Source organism: Arcanobacterium phocae (genome assembly GCF_018913465.1).
Classification (GTDB): Bacteria; Actinomycetota; Actinomycetes; order Actinomycetales; family Actinomycetaceae; genus Arcanobacterium; species Arcanobacterium phocae_A.
Map to the genome: position 1 here is coordinate 40,712 of NZ_JABAPM010000002.1, position 14,802 is coordinate 55,513.

Annotated in this window: 16 protein-coding genes and 1 riboswitch; of the genes, 3 read left to right on the top strand and 13 right to left on the bottom strand. The window is 49.2% G+C overall.

All coding sequences use genetic code 11. The annotated features are described in order from the left end of the window. Nucleotides 1–4 precede the first annotated feature (4 nt). The 10 genes from KSO86_RS02735 to KSO86_RS02780 all read right to left on the bottom strand — a co-directional run bounded on the left by KSO86_RS02735 (nt 5) and on the right by KSO86_RS02780 (nt 10,364). Nucleotides 5–1,189, bottom strand: coding sequence for a phosphoribosylaminoimidazolecarboxamide formyltransferase (locus KSO86_RS02735; protein ID WP_216431786.1), 1,185 nt, complete (start codon nt 1,187–1,189; stop codon nt 5–7). Next, nucleotides 1,186–1,887 (bottom strand): IMP cyclohydrolase, encoded by a 702-nt coding sequence (locus KSO86_RS02740; protein ID WP_216431787.1) that lies wholly within the window; start codon nt 1,885–1,887, stop codon nt 1,186–1,188. The genes KSO86_RS02735 and KSO86_RS02740 overlap by 4 nt, the downstream gene beginning before the upstream one ends. A gap of 1 nt (nt 1,888) precedes the next feature. Then, nucleotides 1,889–2,500 carry a phosphoribosylglycinamide formyltransferase gene (purN, locus tag KSO86_RS02745; RefSeq protein WP_216431789.1) on the bottom strand — a complete coding sequence of 204 codons (612 nt, stop codon included), beginning with the start codon at nt 2,498–2,500 and terminating at the stop codon, nt 1,889–1,891. After that, nucleotides 2,490–3,551, bottom strand: coding sequence for a phosphoribosylformylglycinamidine cyclo-ligase (gene purM / locus KSO86_RS02750; RefSeq protein WP_216379044.1), 1,062 nt, complete (start codon nt 3,549–3,551; stop codon nt 2,490–2,492). The genes purN and purM overlap by 11 nt, the downstream gene beginning before the upstream one ends. A 2-nt stretch (nt 3,552–3,553) precedes the next feature. Beyond that, complete coding sequence (locus tag KSO86_RS02755; RefSeq protein ID WP_216379043.1) at nt 3,554–4,978, bottom strand: amidophosphoribosyltransferase; 1,425 nt, start codon at nt 4,976–4,978, stop codon at nt 3,554–3,556. Between the two features lie 4 nt (nt 4,979–4,982). Then, nucleotides 4,983–5,681 (bottom strand): phosphoribosylaminoimidazolesuccinocarboxamide synthase, encoded by a 699-nt coding sequence (locus KSO86_RS02760; protein WP_216379042.1) that lies wholly within the window; start codon nt 5,679–5,681, stop codon nt 4,983–4,985. 15 nt (nt 5,682–5,696) lie between these two features. Continuing rightward, entirely contained in the window at nt 5,697–6,203 is a 507-nt protein-coding gene (purE, locus tag KSO86_RS02765; protein ID WP_216379041.1) for a 5-(carboxyamino)imidazole ribonucleotide mutase, read from the bottom strand. Between the two features lie 38 nt (nt 6,204–6,241). Continuing rightward, nucleotides 6,242–6,323, bottom strand: a riboswitch (ZMP/ZTP riboswitch). A 98-nt stretch (nt 6,324–6,421) separates the two neighbouring features. Next, nucleotides 6,422–7,243 carry an oxidoreductase gene (locus KSO86_RS02770; protein WP_253280592.1) on the bottom strand — a complete coding sequence of 274 codons (822 nt, stop codon included), beginning with the start codon at nt 7,241–7,243 and terminating at the stop codon, nt 6,422–6,424. 66 nt (nt 7,244–7,309) lie between these two features. After that, nucleotides 7,310–8,548, bottom strand: a complete 1,239-nt coding sequence (locus tag KSO86_RS02775; protein ID WP_216379039.1) for a class I SAM-dependent RNA methyltransferase — start codon at nt 8,546–8,548, stop codon at nt 7,310–7,312. Next, nucleotides 8,511–10,364: an APC family permease gene (locus KSO86_RS02780; protein WP_494545861.1), complete on the bottom strand. Its 1,854-nt coding sequence runs from the start codon at nt 10,362–10,364 to the stop codon at nt 8,511–8,513. The genes KSO86_RS02775 and KSO86_RS02780 overlap by 38 nt, the downstream gene beginning before the upstream one ends. 48 nt (nt 10,365–10,412) lie before the next feature. Between KSO86_RS02780 and KSO86_RS02785 the strand changes: the two genes are divergently transcribed. Then, nucleotides 10,413–11,078, top strand: coding sequence for a potassium channel family protein (locus KSO86_RS02785; protein ID WP_366493496.1), 666 nt, complete (start codon nt 10,413–10,415; stop codon nt 11,076–11,078). Further along, nucleotides 11,078–11,794 (top strand): potassium channel family protein, encoded by a 717-nt coding sequence (locus tag KSO86_RS02790; protein WP_216379037.1) that lies wholly within the window; start codon nt 11,078–11,080, stop codon nt 11,792–11,794. Before KSO86_RS02785 ends, KSO86_RS02790 begins: the two co-directional genes overlap by 1 nt. Here KSO86_RS02790 and KSO86_RS02795 read toward each other — a convergent pair. The 3 genes from KSO86_RS02795 to KSO86_RS02805 form a co-directional block, all read right to left on the bottom strand. After that, nucleotides 11,739–12,395, bottom strand: coding sequence for a DUF3159 domain-containing protein (locus tag KSO86_RS02795; RefSeq protein ID WP_253280566.1), 657 nt, complete (start codon nt 12,393–12,395; stop codon nt 11,739–11,741). The two genes, KSO86_RS02790 and KSO86_RS02795, sit on opposite strands and share 56 nt — an antisense overlap. Nucleotides 12,396–12,639: 244 nt before the next feature. Beyond that, a complete protein-coding gene (locus KSO86_RS02800) occupies nt 12,640–13,254 on the bottom strand; it encodes a DUF3710 domain-containing protein (RefSeq protein WP_216379036.1) in 615 nt (204 codons plus the stop codon). A 77-nt stretch (nt 13,255–13,331) separates the two neighbouring features. Beyond that, nucleotides 13,332–13,631: a DUF4193 domain-containing protein gene (locus KSO86_RS02805; protein ID WP_091281697.1), complete on the bottom strand. Its 300-nt coding sequence runs from the start codon at nt 13,629–13,631 to the stop codon at nt 13,332–13,334. A gap of 160 nt (nt 13,632–13,791) precedes the next feature. Here KSO86_RS02805 and sepH point away from each other — a divergent pair, with 160 nt between their 5' ends. Continuing rightward, nucleotides 13,792–14,802: a septation protein SepH gene (gene sepH / locus KSO86_RS02810; protein ID WP_216379035.1), complete on the top strand. Its 1,011-nt coding sequence runs from the start codon at nt 13,792–13,794 to the stop codon at nt 14,800–14,802.

The following is a 14,802-nucleotide window of genomic DNA, read 5'->3' on the forward strand; positions in this document are numbered from 1 at the left end:
TTTCTCAGTGATGGAAGAACCGAACGCCATTACAGACCATGACGATGTTGTGGTCGTTACATGAGTCAATAACTTCATCGTCGCGGATTGAGCCACCAGGCTGGACTACATAGGAGACACCGCTACGCACGGCTCGCTTAATGTTGTCGGAGAATGGGAAGAACGCATCGGATGCTAGGCTTACCCCGGATTGTGCGGCTAAAAATTCGCGTTTTTCGGTCTCCGTTAACGGCTGTGGACGGGTGACGAAATAGTTTTCCCAGATGCCCACAGCGCACACATCTTCTTCATTGTGATTGATATAGCTGTCAATCACGTTATCTCGCGTAGCTCGCCCAAGGTCTGGTTTAAACTGCAACCCGAGCACTTTTGGATGCTGCCGCAAAAACCATGTATCGGCTTTATCGCCAGCGAGTCGTGTGCAGTGAATCCGAGATTGTTGACCTGCCCCCACGCCAATTGCTTGACCTTGGTATGCGTAACATACCGAGTTCGATTGAGTGTACTTGAGGGTAATTATGCCAATCAACAGGTCAATCCTGTTTGCTGCTGGAAGATCCTTATTCGTTGTGACAACGTTCGCTAATAACGATTCGTCTACTGTGAGGTTGTTGCGATGCTGGGAGAAAGTAATACCAAAAACATCTTTGGTCTCAAGCGGCGCTGGTTCGTAATCTGGATCTATCTCAATCACGGTATAGTTACCGTTGCGCTTACTTGACAAGATTTCCAGAGCCTCAGGCTCGTATCCAGGGGCAATCACGCCGTCCGATACTTCGCGTTTGATGCAGCGTGCCGTAACTACATCACACACGTCACTCAAGGCTACGAAATCACCGAATGAGCACATCCGGTCAGTACCACGTGCCCGAACATAAGCACACGCGAGTGGCGATTCGTCGAGCCCATCGACGTCATCAACGAAGCACACCTTTTTCAGGGTTTCAGATAACGGCTGGCCAACAGCGGCCGACGTCGGAGAAACATGTTTGAACGACGTCGCCGCCGGCAAACCAGTTGCTACTTTCAACTCGCGAACTAGTTGCCAGCCGTTGAGAGCATCAAGCAGATTGATATACCCGGCCTTACCGTTGAGCACCCGCAGCGGTAGCTCTTGTCCGTCCTTCATGGCGATGTGTGCCGGCTTTTGATGAGGATTATTTCCGTATTTTAGTTCTAACCGATTCATGCGTGGACCTCGTGCTTATTGATTATCGACATCGTGGTAATGGTGTGTGTTTCTAAATCAAGAGTGGCTTCTAGCAATGAGACTTTGAATTCCGGATTGATCGCATCCCAGATCTTTCGCCCCAGCCCATCTTCATAGTCAAACTCGACTGGCTCGCCAGAAAAGCTTGGGAGCGGCTGACCGTCGTCGTGGTACGTATGAATACAGTGCCCGATGCCACGCACGTACGGATAGTGAAAATCAAAATGTACCGATTGCTGGCCAGTACGATCCGCTGCCTTAATAACGTGCATCGAATACGCATCTGGTTGTGTAACGAGGGAAATACGCGGAGTGAAATTTGGTGCATCTGGTTCGCATTCGCGTTCGCTAAGAGACTCCGCCGGTAATAAGCCATCAATTAAACCACTGTAAATCGTCGCGGTTTGGTCACCATTAGTGAAAATATGTGTGGTTCCAGAATAGCGATAGATAGGATAAATAATCAGGCTAGGATCTGCCATCTGTGACTCATCGTAAGCCTGGGTACGCACTACATCGCCGTCGTCAACAAAAATCCGGTTCTGGCTATTCATGCTCCTACCCATGATGAAATAAACGATCGTTGCGGTCTTTCCATCCGGCGAAGCAGCAAGGACAAGAGTACGCCCCGGATATGTTTTGTTTCCTAGGTAAGAAACAATAGATCTAGTTGTCATATCAGTTACCTGCAATTTCTTTGGATAGTTGTTCGATGACACGCGGATATATGATGTGCTCAACTTCTGTCAGGACCCGCTTTTGCACGTCCTGTGGAGTATCAGTTTCGTAAACCGGAACTGTTTCTTGCGCCAAAATCTGACCGCCGTCGCAAACCTCGGTGACGTAATGGACGGTTGCACCAGAAACCTTCACCCCGGCTGCTACCACGGCTTCGTGGACTTTCAGCCCGTAGAATCCTGGTCCGGAAAACGCCGGGATAAGAGAGGGATGAATGTTGACAATTCGATTCGGGTATCGGTCTACAACCTGTTTACTCAGAATATTCATGTATCCGGCAAGAACAATCAGATCGATCTGATATTGATCAATTATTCGGCTCAATGCATCGTCAAACTCTGCTTGGGTTGCAAAATCTTGACGCCGTATGACGTCTACCGGCACACCTGCTTCGCGAGCGCGAGTTATTCCGTACGCCTGAGAACTGCTACTGATAACAAGTGCTACTGTGCCGTGGGCTAGAGCGCCAGTTGCTGCTGCATCAAGAATTGCTTGAAGGTTACTGCCGTTACCAGAGATGAGAACCGCTATGCGCGCTTTGTTATGAGTCATAGCCGGCTCCGTCTATCTCTACCAGCGTGTTGGACCGGACTACCTTCCCTAAAACATAGGCGTGTTCGCCGTGTTCGCCGAGGATTTCTATAGTTTCTTGGACGTTGCGTGGATCGACGACGCACGTCATCCCAACGCCCATATTGAACGTATTGAACATATCGTGGTTATTGATCTTCCCAATGCGCTGAATCAGAGAGAAGATCGGAAGTATTTCGACGTCGTTATAGTTGATAGCAACGCCCAAACCGTTCGGTAGACTCCGCGGAATATTCTCGTAAAACCCGCCACCAGTGATATGAGCTAATGACTTTACAAGTTTTTTCTCAAGTAGCTCAGTAACTGGTTTGACATAGATTTTCGTGGGAGTCAATAACACTTCGCCCAGGCTTTGCCCTAATAGTTCATCGTAGGTTTCCTGTAGTGCCTGCGCATTATCGATCTGAAACACTTTGCGGATGAGCGAAAAACCATTGGAGTGCACACCGGAACTCGCGATCGCGATAACAACATCGTTTTCTTGCACGTTGGATTTATCAAGAATCTCTTCCTGGTCAACGATCCCGTTGCAAGAACCCGCAAGATCGTATTCGTCTACTGGATAGAATCCTGGCATCTCCGCAGTTTCACCGCCTACCAGTGGGATATCCGCTTGTATGCACCCTTCGGCGATTCCGGCAACAATCTTTTCGATCTTGGCTGGTTCGTTCTTTCCGCAGGCAATGTAATCGAGGAAGTTGATTGGGCGCCCTCCAACGCACAGCACGTCGTTGACGCACATCGCTACGCAGTCGATGCCAACTGTGTCATGTTTATCCAGTAAGAAAGCAAGCTTAAGTTTGGTTCCAACGCCATCAGTAGCGGAAACGAGAACTGGGTTTTCCATATCCAAGCCGCCCAGTGGCAGTAAGCCGCCAAAGCCCATATGGTCGAAGCTCCCTTGGCCCTTCATCGTTTGTTCTATATGTTTGTGGATTCTTTCTACAACCTCGTATCCGGCTTCAATATCGACTCCGGCATCTTTATATCGTTCTGATTGTGAATCGCGCATGGTTATTCTTTTCCGCTCCAGCAGTAGGTACAAAGTTTGTCTGGGTGTAAGCCAATAGCTTTGATGATTCCGTCTAGGGTTTGAAACTCGATTGTGTCAAAGTTGAAGCGCTCCGCTAACTCAGCACGTAATCGTTTGCCACGTTCGGAAGTTGGATCAGCGTATTCGTCAATATGTTCTAACCCTTCGGGTCCTTCGAGCTGGTTGATGATCCGACGCGTAATGAGGTCATTTTCGCTGGTACTAACGGAGAAGTTCAGATATTTACACGTGTGCATCATGGGCGGGCACGCACTTCGCATATGTACTTCTTTGGCACCGTTTCCTTTGAGAAATTCCACTGTCTCCCGTAGCTGGGTGCCCCGGACGATTGAATCATCGACAAACAAAATATTCTTGCCATTGATGAGTTCCTTGATCGGTACCTGCTTCATTTTTGCTATCTCGTTACGCGAACCTTGCAGGTGCGGCAGAAAACTACGAGACCACGTAGGAGTGTATTTGATATAGCAGCGGGCAAATCTTACGTTTGATTTATACGAATAGCCCATTGCGTGCGGGGTACCTGAATCTGGCACCCCACACACATAATCGAGACGATCAAACAGATGCGGATCAGATTCGTTATCTGCAAGGATTTCTCCATTACGGTTCCGCATCATTTCGACATTGATGTTTTCGTATGTCGATGTTGGGTAACCGTAATAGTTCCACAAGAACGAACAAATCTTCATCTCGTTTTGAGGCGGTATGAGTTGCTCAACGCCGTGTGGAAGAATCTTGACAACCTCATTTGGTCCAAGCTCACTCACATAGTGATAGCCCAGTTTTTCAAATGAGAATGACTCAAAACTAACGGCGTAACCGTCGTCGTCCTTGCCAATAATCATTGGCAAACGCCCTAGTCTGTCACGACCGATGATCAAGGAACCGTCATCTAACAATACGATTAGATTGCATGACCCTTGTACTCGACTCTGGACATAGTTGATGCCGTCGTGGAACGTATCTTTCGTATTGATAAGTGCAGAGACCACCTCGGTAGGGTTGATCCGACCGCCACTCAAGGCGTTAAACATCGGACCTTTTTCAGCCAAAAGTTCAGCACTCAACTCGTCAATATTCGTGATTGCCCCAACAACGCACAAAGCATATGTACCAAGATGGGAAGACATAATGAGCGGCGACGGAGCATCATCAGCAATACAGCCGATTCCTGCCTGTCCTCGCACGTGTTCCAAGAATTGTGCAAATCGCGACCGAAACGAATCTTTTTGAATATTATGAATCTCGCGCTGGAATCCGTCGTGGGTATTCCACAACACCATTCCGGCACGATAATTACCCAAATGACTGTGGTAATCGGTGCCGAAGAAAATATCTTCTTGCACATCTCGTATCGACGTCGAAGCAAACAGACCGCCCATGAGCTTAGCCTTCGATACCTGCGAAGAACAGCTTATTCAACTCAAGCGGTGCGATATATTCGCCATTTTTGTATACGCGCATATTCCCGGAAGCAATCTCATCAATAAGAATGACTTCACCGTTCGCATCGTAACCGAATTCGAACTTGATATCGTACAAGTCCAAGCCACGATCAGCCATTTCATCAGCGACGACGCGGGTAATATCCTGCGTCATTTGCTTGACTGCATCGTATTGTTCGGCACTCATAACTTCTAATGCAACAAGGGCGTCCTTTGTTACCAAAGGATCGCCCTTCTCATCGTTCTTAAAAGTCATTTCAACGTAGGCTGGAAGGTCAGCACCAGGTTCAACGTATTCGGAATAACGACGATAGAAGCTGCCTACGGCCTTGTATCGGCAAATTACTTCTAGGCCTTTGCCGAAAGGAGTGGCAGGAATAACTTCCATTGTTGTCTCGTCAAAATTGCTGGAAACAAAATGCGTCTTGATCCCTTTTTCCTGCAAAATCTTGAAAAACAAAGTTGTCATTTTTAGATTGATCGCGCCGACGCCCGCGATAGATAGACCAACCGCGTTTTCGCCCGGATCAAATACACCGTCTTTGCCAGTAACGTCATCTTTGAATTTCAGTTCATAATGACCGTTTTCTAGCTCATAAACGTTCTTTGTCTTGCCAGAGTAGACCAGTTTATTTGTCATCTGTTTTCCTTAGTTTTAGTTGTGGTGGGTGACTGAATAGGTATGCGATATCGCAGAGTTTTTTTCGAGAACTTTCTGACTATCTTCCGCACGTTGAGTACGCAGATGCTGGGTAAGAGTGTCATTTTCGACAGCTAAAATCTGGCATGCCAGAATCGCTGCATTCTTCGCACCGTTAATCGCAACAGTCGCAACCGGAATGCCGGGAGGCATCTGGACGGTGGAAAGCAATGCGTCCATGCCGTCAAGATTTGCTGATGCACACGGGATACCAATAACTGGTAAGACCGTGTTTGCTGCGATAACACCAGCAAGATGTGCAGCCATACCAGCTGCTGCGATGATTACCCCATAGCCGTTATCTTTGGCTGTTTGAGCAAATTCAATAGCCTCTTGAGGAGTACGATGAGCAGATAAAACGTTGACTGTGAAATCAACTGGGGTTTGTTTGAGATAAAGGATTGCTTTTTCGATGATCGGTAGATCACTGTCACTTCCCATGACCAGAGCAATTTTTCTCACGAGCCCTCCAGATATTAAAAATGGGCACATTCCTACAAAGAATGTACCCAGACGGACGATCACGATCCCTTGGCTCCATGTTGTTAATTCAACTTAAAACCGCCAGTTACCAAGGTGGTTTCACCTTAACAACGGAACCACATGACCGTCCAGAAAAACTCTAAAGTCTCTCATATAATGGAACGAAAAGTCTCATAAATGTTTCATATACTGAAACATTACCCTCGGGTTTGTCTAAGACTCTTATTGAGAAAATAGTCAAAAAGTGTGGTTGGCAATATCGACCGAAGCATTAAAATAGGGCGGGCCCCACTGACCGCATATCGTATTTTCGGGCGTGCACTATCCACGGCAGCAACAATCGCGTTTGCAGTGCGATCTGGCCCATCGGCATGCTCGTAACTTTTCACGAACGCAGATTTAAAACCCTCCACCTGGTCAAGGTAGGCATCGCCATGTTTAACACGATCAACGACTTCCATAGCACGATCTAAAAACTCGGTTTGCACCGGGCCAGGCTCAATAATAGATACGTTGATATCAAAGCGTTTCACTTCGTTCCGCAAAGAATCGCTCAACGCTTCCACGGCATGCTTCGACGCCGAATACCAGCCACCCATCGGCAACGCCACCTTACCGACTACCGAAGCAACATTGACAATGCGGCCTTCACCCGCATCGCGCATGTACGGTAGGACAGCTTTTGTCACTCTCATAAGCCCAAACACATTTACCTGGAATTGCCGTTGAGCTTCATCCAGGCTCACGTTTTCCAGCATACCGAAGCCGCCATACCCAGCATTATTAACTAAGCCATAGATACCGCCATGAGCTTCAATAATCGTGCGAATACCTTGTTCGACGTCGTCATCACTAGTAACGTCTATACGCAACAGATGCGCGCCCTGCTTTTCCAAGCTGGCCATCCGTTCTACGCGACGCGCAGCCGCATACACCACATATCCACGGCTCAACAATTTCTCTACTGCCAGCTTGCCAAATCCGGAGCTAGCCCCAGTTACCAGAACAACCCTTGCCATCACTTAGCCATCTTTTCTATCGGTTTTCAGATAGTCTACCGGCAGGGCTTCAGCTTCGTATCACAGTTATGCCAGCAACGTAACAATTTCCATATGATGGGTATGAGGAAAGATATCAAAACCGTTCATAGATAGTACACGTCGCCCAGTATTCATTAGCGTCGCCACGTCGCGTGCAGCTGAGGCCGGATCACACGAAACCAGCACAATGCGACGAGCACCGCTATGCCCAATCTGATCTGCCAGTCCGATTCCTAAACCATGGCGAGGCGGATCTGCAACAATCACATCAGCGTTGAAATCAGGCAATTCGTTGCCTAATTGCTGTGCACGCGCCTCAGCCCACGGCATGCCTGCAAGATTCTTCTTGGCATCTGACGTTGCCTGCGCCGACCCCTCGATACCTAAGAATTTGCCTTGCTTTGTTGCAGCCCGAGCAAGCGGGACAGAAAACAAGCCGGACCCAGAAAAAAGTTCTAACACACGATGTCCAGGCTGCACTGCTGAACGCGCAACCACTTCACGTTGCAATACCCCGGGAGCTCGGAAATGCACCTGCCAAAATCCGTCTGCAGCTACGTTGTACTCATAAAAGTCACGCTTGCCAGCAACTGTTTCTGAAACATGATAGTCAGTTCGGACCCGTGGCGAGGAGTACACCTTGCCGTCACACACTGCGACGTTCTCACCCGTTGACGGAGCAACAAAGCGCACTCGTTTACCTGGTTTAAAAGTCGAATCCCAATTATGACTAAAAATCAGCTCAGCTAAATCAGGTACCACTAACGGCAATGTATCGATAGGAATAAGATCGTGAGATTGCTCTTTATGCATGCCGAAGCCGTGCGCCATCTTAATCAAATCAACCCGGGTACGGGTCTGCCACCCATCAGTGCTGTCGATACCAGTAATTGCTGGTTCAACCCTTGCTTCCGCAAGATGCTCTTGTAGCTCAATCCCGCCAACACGCCGAATTGCAGTACGTAACACCGACGTCTTTAATTCACGTTGATACTCGAGCTCAACATGTGAAAAATCAGCAGCACCAGTAGCCCCAGCTACACCTTCACTCCAAGTTGGCAGGATCCGGTGGTTACTCGGAACTATAACGTCACGGACGATTCCACGTGCCCACTTAGCCCGCTCTTTTGTTAGTTCTACCTCAACAGTCTCACCTGGCAAAGCGCCACGAACGAAAACGACACGTTCGTCATCGCGGGCCACCCCCAGCCCGCCGTGCGCAATATCGGTAATTTCAAGGTTAAGGTTAGACATCATGTTCCCCGCGTCCGTAGTTCTCTTCATAGCTATCATCCACGTTCCAGCCAGAAACATCAATGAGATAAGGCACTTCAGTGACCATTACCCCTGGTTCTAACTTCAATTCCGTGATGAGCTTAGGCGTCAAATGCCGAACGTAGAATCTATCCCACCACCCAGTAGACACTACACGGGGAATGAAGACTTCGATAACGTCGTGCGGATGAAACTTGCGTAAAGCACGAATATGTTCGATAAACGGTCCCCGAATAGCACCACGTGGAGTTCCCAAAATAGTTAGTGAAACTGGAATACGAGCTGCAGCCCACTGCTCGCGTACATTCCGAGTAACGATCGGATCGATATCTATCAGCACTGCCGACAAAGAGGACAGCCTAGTCGCCCGGGCCCATGAAACAGCTTTCATAGCTGGTTGGTCGCAATGTTCGATAAGGACTAAACCATGGACGCGTGTTGGTAGCCGACGAGCCACGACGTCGTCGTCAACCGCTAACGCATCCGAAACTCTTGATTGGCCGCGACGATGCCCCCATAAAAACACCCCGGGTACCACCAGTAAAACTAACGCAGACACACTCCACTGTGGATGAACCCACGATATTAGTGCTAAAACTCCGGCGATGAAAATTCCATAAACTGTAAACAACCACTGCAAGAAATAAGCGTCATAGCGATCTTCAGCGTGAGTCGAATCACGTAGGATCGAACGCGAGCGATAGATCATAGCTACCGATGTAACAAGCATGATCACGCCGACCATGAAGACAAAAACGCTAGCTAAAGCACTCGCTGAATCTAGAAAAGCTGTGGCAGTAGTAGCCAAAAAAGCAATGACCAGAACAATTGCTTTGCGGGGCCTAATCGAGTCACGCGCAGCTAATCGCCGTGGCAGTAACGTATCAATCGCCAAGTCGCGCAAAAGACGCGGGAGCTGGCGATAAGAAGCATACGCGGCAGCTAAGCCCACGAACGTCAACAACACAGCCATCGACACAGTGCCGACGACGCCGAAAATTGCAGTCGCAATCGGGATCGCAGGCACTGACAACCGCCGCCCGGGCAAATACAGAACAACAGAAAAGTAGAGTGTCAGTGCAATCAAGAAGAATGCAGGAACGAAAATACGTAACTGCTCTTCCGTATTGACCCTACGGTCTTCTGGCGAAACCATTACTCGTTCCGATGTAATCACAAGCAACGCAGCTGGGAAGAGAGCACCTAATGCACTATCGATACGTGGGAAATAGCGGCTAATGAGAGGAGCTGATTCAAAAGCCTCCTGACGGGCCTCATTAATCGTTGCATAATCAATATGCCCAAAGGCTTCTCGGGCCAATCCTGCACCAAGGACTATGATTAACCCCGCGATGCCTAAGAATGTCAACCAGCGTGCCCACACAACTGGCGTTTCCAAACGCGCATACAAGCTAGGAATCGCCAGCAAAATAATAATCACCGGAGGCAGCGCCACTGACCACCAACCAGGTCCAGTGATAGCTACGATTCCAATCGTGACGAGGTCTACCCCCATCATGATCAGTACCGCATAAGCCAGAATCTTTGCGGCAGCCAAAAGCACACCAGCCCAACCGCCGATGTAAACGTGCGCAATCTGGTGGAACGAACGCCGTGGAACCGCACGAGTCAAAGCTCTCAAAGTATACAGGGTCAGCCCAAAGCCAACCAATCCAAGCGAAAAGGCAAGAGAAATCTCTGCGCTAGTGATTGCTAGCGATGCAGAACGTAGAATAAGCATAGGAGTTGCTAGAACTACCAGCCCGATCAAGGTAATGGAGGCAGTCTTAGCGATAGCCTGGGAACTTTCAGTAGAATGTTTCATCACGTCAATAGGTTACGCGGAAAAGTAGAGTAAGGTGGCGTTCTCATCGTGCATTTTGTCATTATGGGGTGTGGTCGAGTTGGATCCACGCTCGCTGTGAATTTAGAAAATCGCGGGCATTCAGTGTCCATTATCGATTCAAATGCCGATGCATTCCGGCGGCTACCCGAAGAATTTACCGGTCAACTAGTTACTGGTTTAGGGTTTGACCGGGATGCCCTACGCCAAGCTGGAATTGAGGATGCTCAAGGGTTTGCTGCGACCTCATCCGGAGATAATTCCAATATTATTGCAGCACGTGTAGTGCGCGATACGTTCGGAGTGCAAAATGTCGTAGCTCGAATCTACGATCCAGAGCGCGCAGAGGTGTTTAACCGGTTAGGGATTGATACCGTAACTCCAGTTACGTGGAGCGCTGATCAGATGCTCCGCGAGCTCATCGCGCACGGTCCTCATGTGGACTACACAGATTCGCAGTACGGCGTAACACTGATCTGGGTTGATATCGATGAATCTTGGTATGGGATGGACGTCGCAAATATTCAGCGTATAACTGAATCGCGCGTTGCATACATCGGTCGATATGGCCAAGCTCTGTTGCCGCAGCCAGATACCGTGCTTCAAGATGGCGATGACTTGTGGCTTCTAGTCCAGCAGCAACGCACACATACTGTGCAACGAATTATGAACCATCATGTCCAGGAGGATTTCTAATGAAAATGCTCATTGGCGGTGCCGGATCGGTAGGCCGCTCGATTGCACGCGAACTAGCTGCGCGCGGTCACGAAATTTTCATTGTAGATCGCTCGGCCCAAGCTATGCGTGTTGCATCAGTGCCGGCAGCAGATTGGATACTTGGAGACGTCTGCGAATTAGACACATTAGAGCATATAGGCATGGAAACAACTGATATCGTTGTCGCGGCAACCGGTGACGATAAAGCTAATCTTGTCTTATCATTGCTAGCGAAAACTGAGTATGGAATCCCGCGTGTTATCGCGCGCGTCAACAATCCTGCTAATGAGTGGCTGTTTGATGAGTCGTGGGGTGTCGATGTAGCAGTATCCACGCCGCGGATAATGACCAACCTCATCGAAGACGCAGTTGGAGATGGCAATTTCGTCCGCAAACTCGATTTTATTGAGACACAAGCCTCGATGTTCCAAGGACAAGTCGCGCCTGATGCACCAATCGTAGGAACGCTTGTTGAAGATCTTGTATTGCCACCAGATTTCATCCTCGCTTCCGTGTTGCGCGACGGAACAGCACTAGTGGCTGATCCAGATTTAACTTTCGACGTCGGAGATCAGCTTGTCCTCATCGGCAACGTTAACGATGAGTTAACGTTGACTGAAATTAATGAGCTTATTGCTACTAAACCTGCGCCGTCTGATCCGGAGCCGGAATCGGGTCAAGCGCTCGAATCATAAGCCACGAGAGCCAGCATACCAAGGCAAATAACGGTATTCCCATAACAAGTTTTGCAATGCCTAGTGCATTAGTTGCACCGGCAAAATACATCGGTAGCTGAACTGCCGCACGCATCGCAAACAGTGCTACCCACATCCATGTGACTGAGTAATATCTTCTGACTGTTGTTTTATGGTGCCGCCAAGTAGTACCTTCGCCTCGCATGGCTCCAATGAGCACCCCCATTAACGGCCATCGCACTAGGATCGAGAGTAAAAAAGCTACTAGATATGCAACATTGACGATTAATCCCCAGACGAAAAAATCTGCTGCTTGACCAGTCTTCCACGCCATGAAAGCGGAAATGAGCACCGCGCCTAAGCCACCGACAGCTGGTGACGGGTCAACACGTGAGATGAGCCGCCCAGCGATCGCGATGGCTGCAGTCCCTAGTGAGACCCACGCGGCCCAACCGATCTGATGACTCGCCGCGAAGATAATAAGAAAGACTACGGTGGGAACAACGGATTCGACTATTCCACGCCAGCCGCCAACAGCTTTCATTGCGTCAAAATCAGTGGCTGTAATTGCCGATAATGATGTTTCTTTTTTAACCATCATGGCCTTTCACTATTGTGTAGATCGGATTGTATATACAAGGTACACCGTGACGCTTTACTACCGCCCCACTAACGCGAAGATATTGGCCGATATCGATAGCATGCAATACTCGCCGTGACTGGAATACAAGCTGAAGTACTACCCCGTTAACGTCCATAGTCACGGTCACTTCCGGTCTAGTTCCTTGCCCAGGATATGTTATTGCTGTGATCACACCGGTTACGGTGAGGAGGCGTCGCTGCACTTAGGCCTCACGAGTTTTGTCAACGTGTGGGATCTGTAGTTCGAGTAGTTCACGTGGCGGGTGAGGTGTGTTGCCACGTACGACGACGATATGCTTTGCAATGCGCAACATTCGCGCTGCCAACTGATCGTCAGACCCAGCCCGCCCATATAACGTGATGCGCAAAAGCCATCGTGGTCCGTCAATTCCGATGAACCTGTGAGGAGCCACATGTTGGGTATCGGCGACGGGAACCTGCGCATGCAACTCGGTACCGTAGGTTCCTTCAACTTCAATTGATGAGCCACCCTGCTGGGCAATTGACGTGATCATGTCTCGTCGCACATCATTCCAAATCCCAGCAGAACGTGGGGCTGCGAACACTTGCAGTTGCATTGCCGCGTCATCGATGACATAGACAATTCCATAAACTGTTTTCTGCGAATGATCCACAGAAAACTGAATCGAGGCATCGCGAACTACCGGAATCCATAACGCGCCAGCGTCTAACAGGTCACCGCGATCCGGATGATCAACGTAATCGTATGGGCCGGTTGTCGCTGCTTGCGAACTCGATTGATCGATTGGTCCAGACGTGCTGGACTCTTTCTCTTTGCGACGAGAAAACCACCCCATAGTTGCACTCCTTCAATAAGCTTTTTTCGATAGAAAAACTCGCCGATTAAAAATCGGCGAGTTTATTCTATCAGGGCTCAGGAAGCACACTCCGTGCAAACAGGTAAACCGTTCTCTTCGTATGCTAATTGCGAGCGATGATGTACTAGGAAGCATTCCGAACATGTGAATTCATCGTCCTGTGGAGGAACCACAGCAACCGAGAGTTCAACATTCGATAAATCAGCCCCAGGCAGTTCAAAACCTTCGGCGGCTTCGGTTTCGTCCTCGTCTACCGAGTTAGACTGGTGGTCTGACCGGCGAGCACCTAGCTGCTCAAGGGAGTCCTCCTTGAGTTCCTCGTCTTGTTTACGAGGAGCGTCGTAATCAGTTGCCATGAATCGTGTCCTAACATGAAATAACGCGTTCTGTCCTCCATGTTGTACCACTTTACCGAGTATTTGACAAGAGGTAGTTCATGGCATTTTTCAAACACACCGCACTTGTCTGCCAAAAACTGTGAAAGAATGGCACTCTAGTGCTGTATGAGGAGGACTAATGATCGAGCTTGAACTATTGGGCGTGCACCCCGATGGGCAACAACTATCTTTGAATGATGCGGATGGCAATAGGTATTTGCTTCCAATCACTGATTCTCTGCGGGCTGCACTGCGCAAAGATACCCCTGTAGCCAAGGACTCAGACGAAGCTCCGAAGCCCATGTCGCCGCGTGAAATCCAGGCGCATATTCGAGCAGGCATGAGCGTGGCTGACGTTAGTGAATTGTCTTCTCTACCTGCGTCGCAAGTTGCTATCTTTGCTCACCCAATTTTCGCTGAACGCGAATATACCGCCTCCCGTGCCCGTAACTTCCGGCAGAGTTCTGATGCTGGCAGTATGACCATCGAAGAGCTCGTCGTTTCCCGTTTGGTCCCGCGCGGGGTTATCGCGAATGATATCAGTTGGGACGCAACTCGTAATTCGGGTGGTCCGTGGATGCTTATCGCACGCTATACAGTAGCCAATACCGATTATGAAGCCTCTTGGATCATCAATACCCGTAGTCAGACAGTAGAGGCTACTAATGATGAGGCTACATGGTTGACTGAAACCCAGATTCCTGCACCGTCATCGCCATGGCGCCCGTTGAATACGCCTACGGTAGATGAAGAGCATGAGCGGCCAATTATTACTGCATTAGACGCGCAACCTGCCTCAGCTGGAACCCCCTCTATCGATGACATGCTAGCTTCATTGGATTCTCAACGCGGGAAGTCTCGACGAATGCCCGGAACCGATTTCTTCGACGGCGCACATCCTGCTGATTCTGATGTTGAGAATGCTACCGATGCCACCGTCGTCGAGTTACCTTCGCGCGCCGAACGCAAGGAAAAGCAAACTCAAGATCGGACTCCTTCAACTGCCCCGACTGCGGATTCAGCAGATGAGAACACTCTGCCGCTAGGCAAGAACGCTGTTGAAAAGAAAGCAAAACGGTCTGCTAAGCGACGTAATCGTCCATCGATGCCGTCATGGGACGAAATAGTTTTTGGCGCACCAAAAGACTAG

Excerpts from the sequence above, each read along its gene's own strand:
- KSO86_RS02735 (WP_216431786.1), bottom strand. The coding sequence starts at position 1,189 with ATGAATCGGTTAGAACTAAAATACGGAAATAATCCTCATCAAAAGCCG.
- KSO86_RS02740 (WP_216431787.1), bottom strand. The coding sequence starts at position 1,887 with ATGACAACTAGATCTATTGTTTCTTACCTAGGAAACAAAACATATCCG.
- purN (WP_216431789.1), bottom strand. The coding sequence starts at position 2,500 with ATGACTCATAACAAAGCGCGCATAGCGGTTCTCATCTCTGGTAACGGC.
- purM (WP_216379044.1), bottom strand. The coding sequence starts at position 3,551 with ATGCGCGATTCACAATCAGAACGATATAAAGATGCCGGAGTCGATATT.
- KSO86_RS02755 (WP_216379043.1), bottom strand. The coding sequence starts at position 4,978 with ATGGGCGGTCTGTTTGCTTCGACGTCGATACGAGATGTGCAAGAAGAT.
- KSO86_RS02760 (WP_216379042.1), bottom strand. The coding sequence starts at position 5,681 with ATGACAAATAAACTGGTCTACTCTGGCAAGACAAAGAACGTTTATGAG.
- KSO86_RS02770 (WP_253280592.1), bottom strand. The coding sequence starts at position 7,243 with ATGGCAAGGGTTGTTCTGGTAACTGGGGCTAGCTCCGGATTTGGCAAG.
- KSO86_RS02775 (WP_216379039.1), bottom strand. The coding sequence starts at position 8,548 with ATGAAGAGAACTACGGACGCGGGGAACATGATGTCTAACCTTAACCTT.
- KSO86_RS02780 (WP_494545861.1), bottom strand. The coding sequence starts at position 10,364 with ATGAAACATTCTACTGAAAGTTCCCAGGCTATCGCTAAGACTGCCTCC.
- KSO86_RS02790 (WP_216379037.1), top strand. The coding sequence starts at position 11,078 with ATGAAAATGCTCATTGGCGGTGCCGGATCGGTAGGCCGCTCGATTGCA.
- KSO86_RS02795 (WP_253280566.1), bottom strand. The coding sequence starts at position 12,395 with ATGATGGTTAAAAAAGAAACATCATTATCGGCAATTACAGCCACTGAT.
- KSO86_RS02800 (WP_216379036.1), bottom strand. The coding sequence starts at position 13,254 with ATGGGGTGGTTTTCTCGTCGCAAAGAGAAAGAGTCCAGCACGTCTGGA.
- KSO86_RS02805 (WP_091281697.1), bottom strand. The coding sequence starts at position 13,631 with ATGGCAACTGATTACGACGCTCCTCGTAAACAAGACGAGGAACTCAAG.
- sepH (WP_216379035.1), top strand. The coding sequence starts at position 13,792 with ATGATCGAGCTTGAACTATTGGGCGTGCACCCCGATGGGCAACAACTA.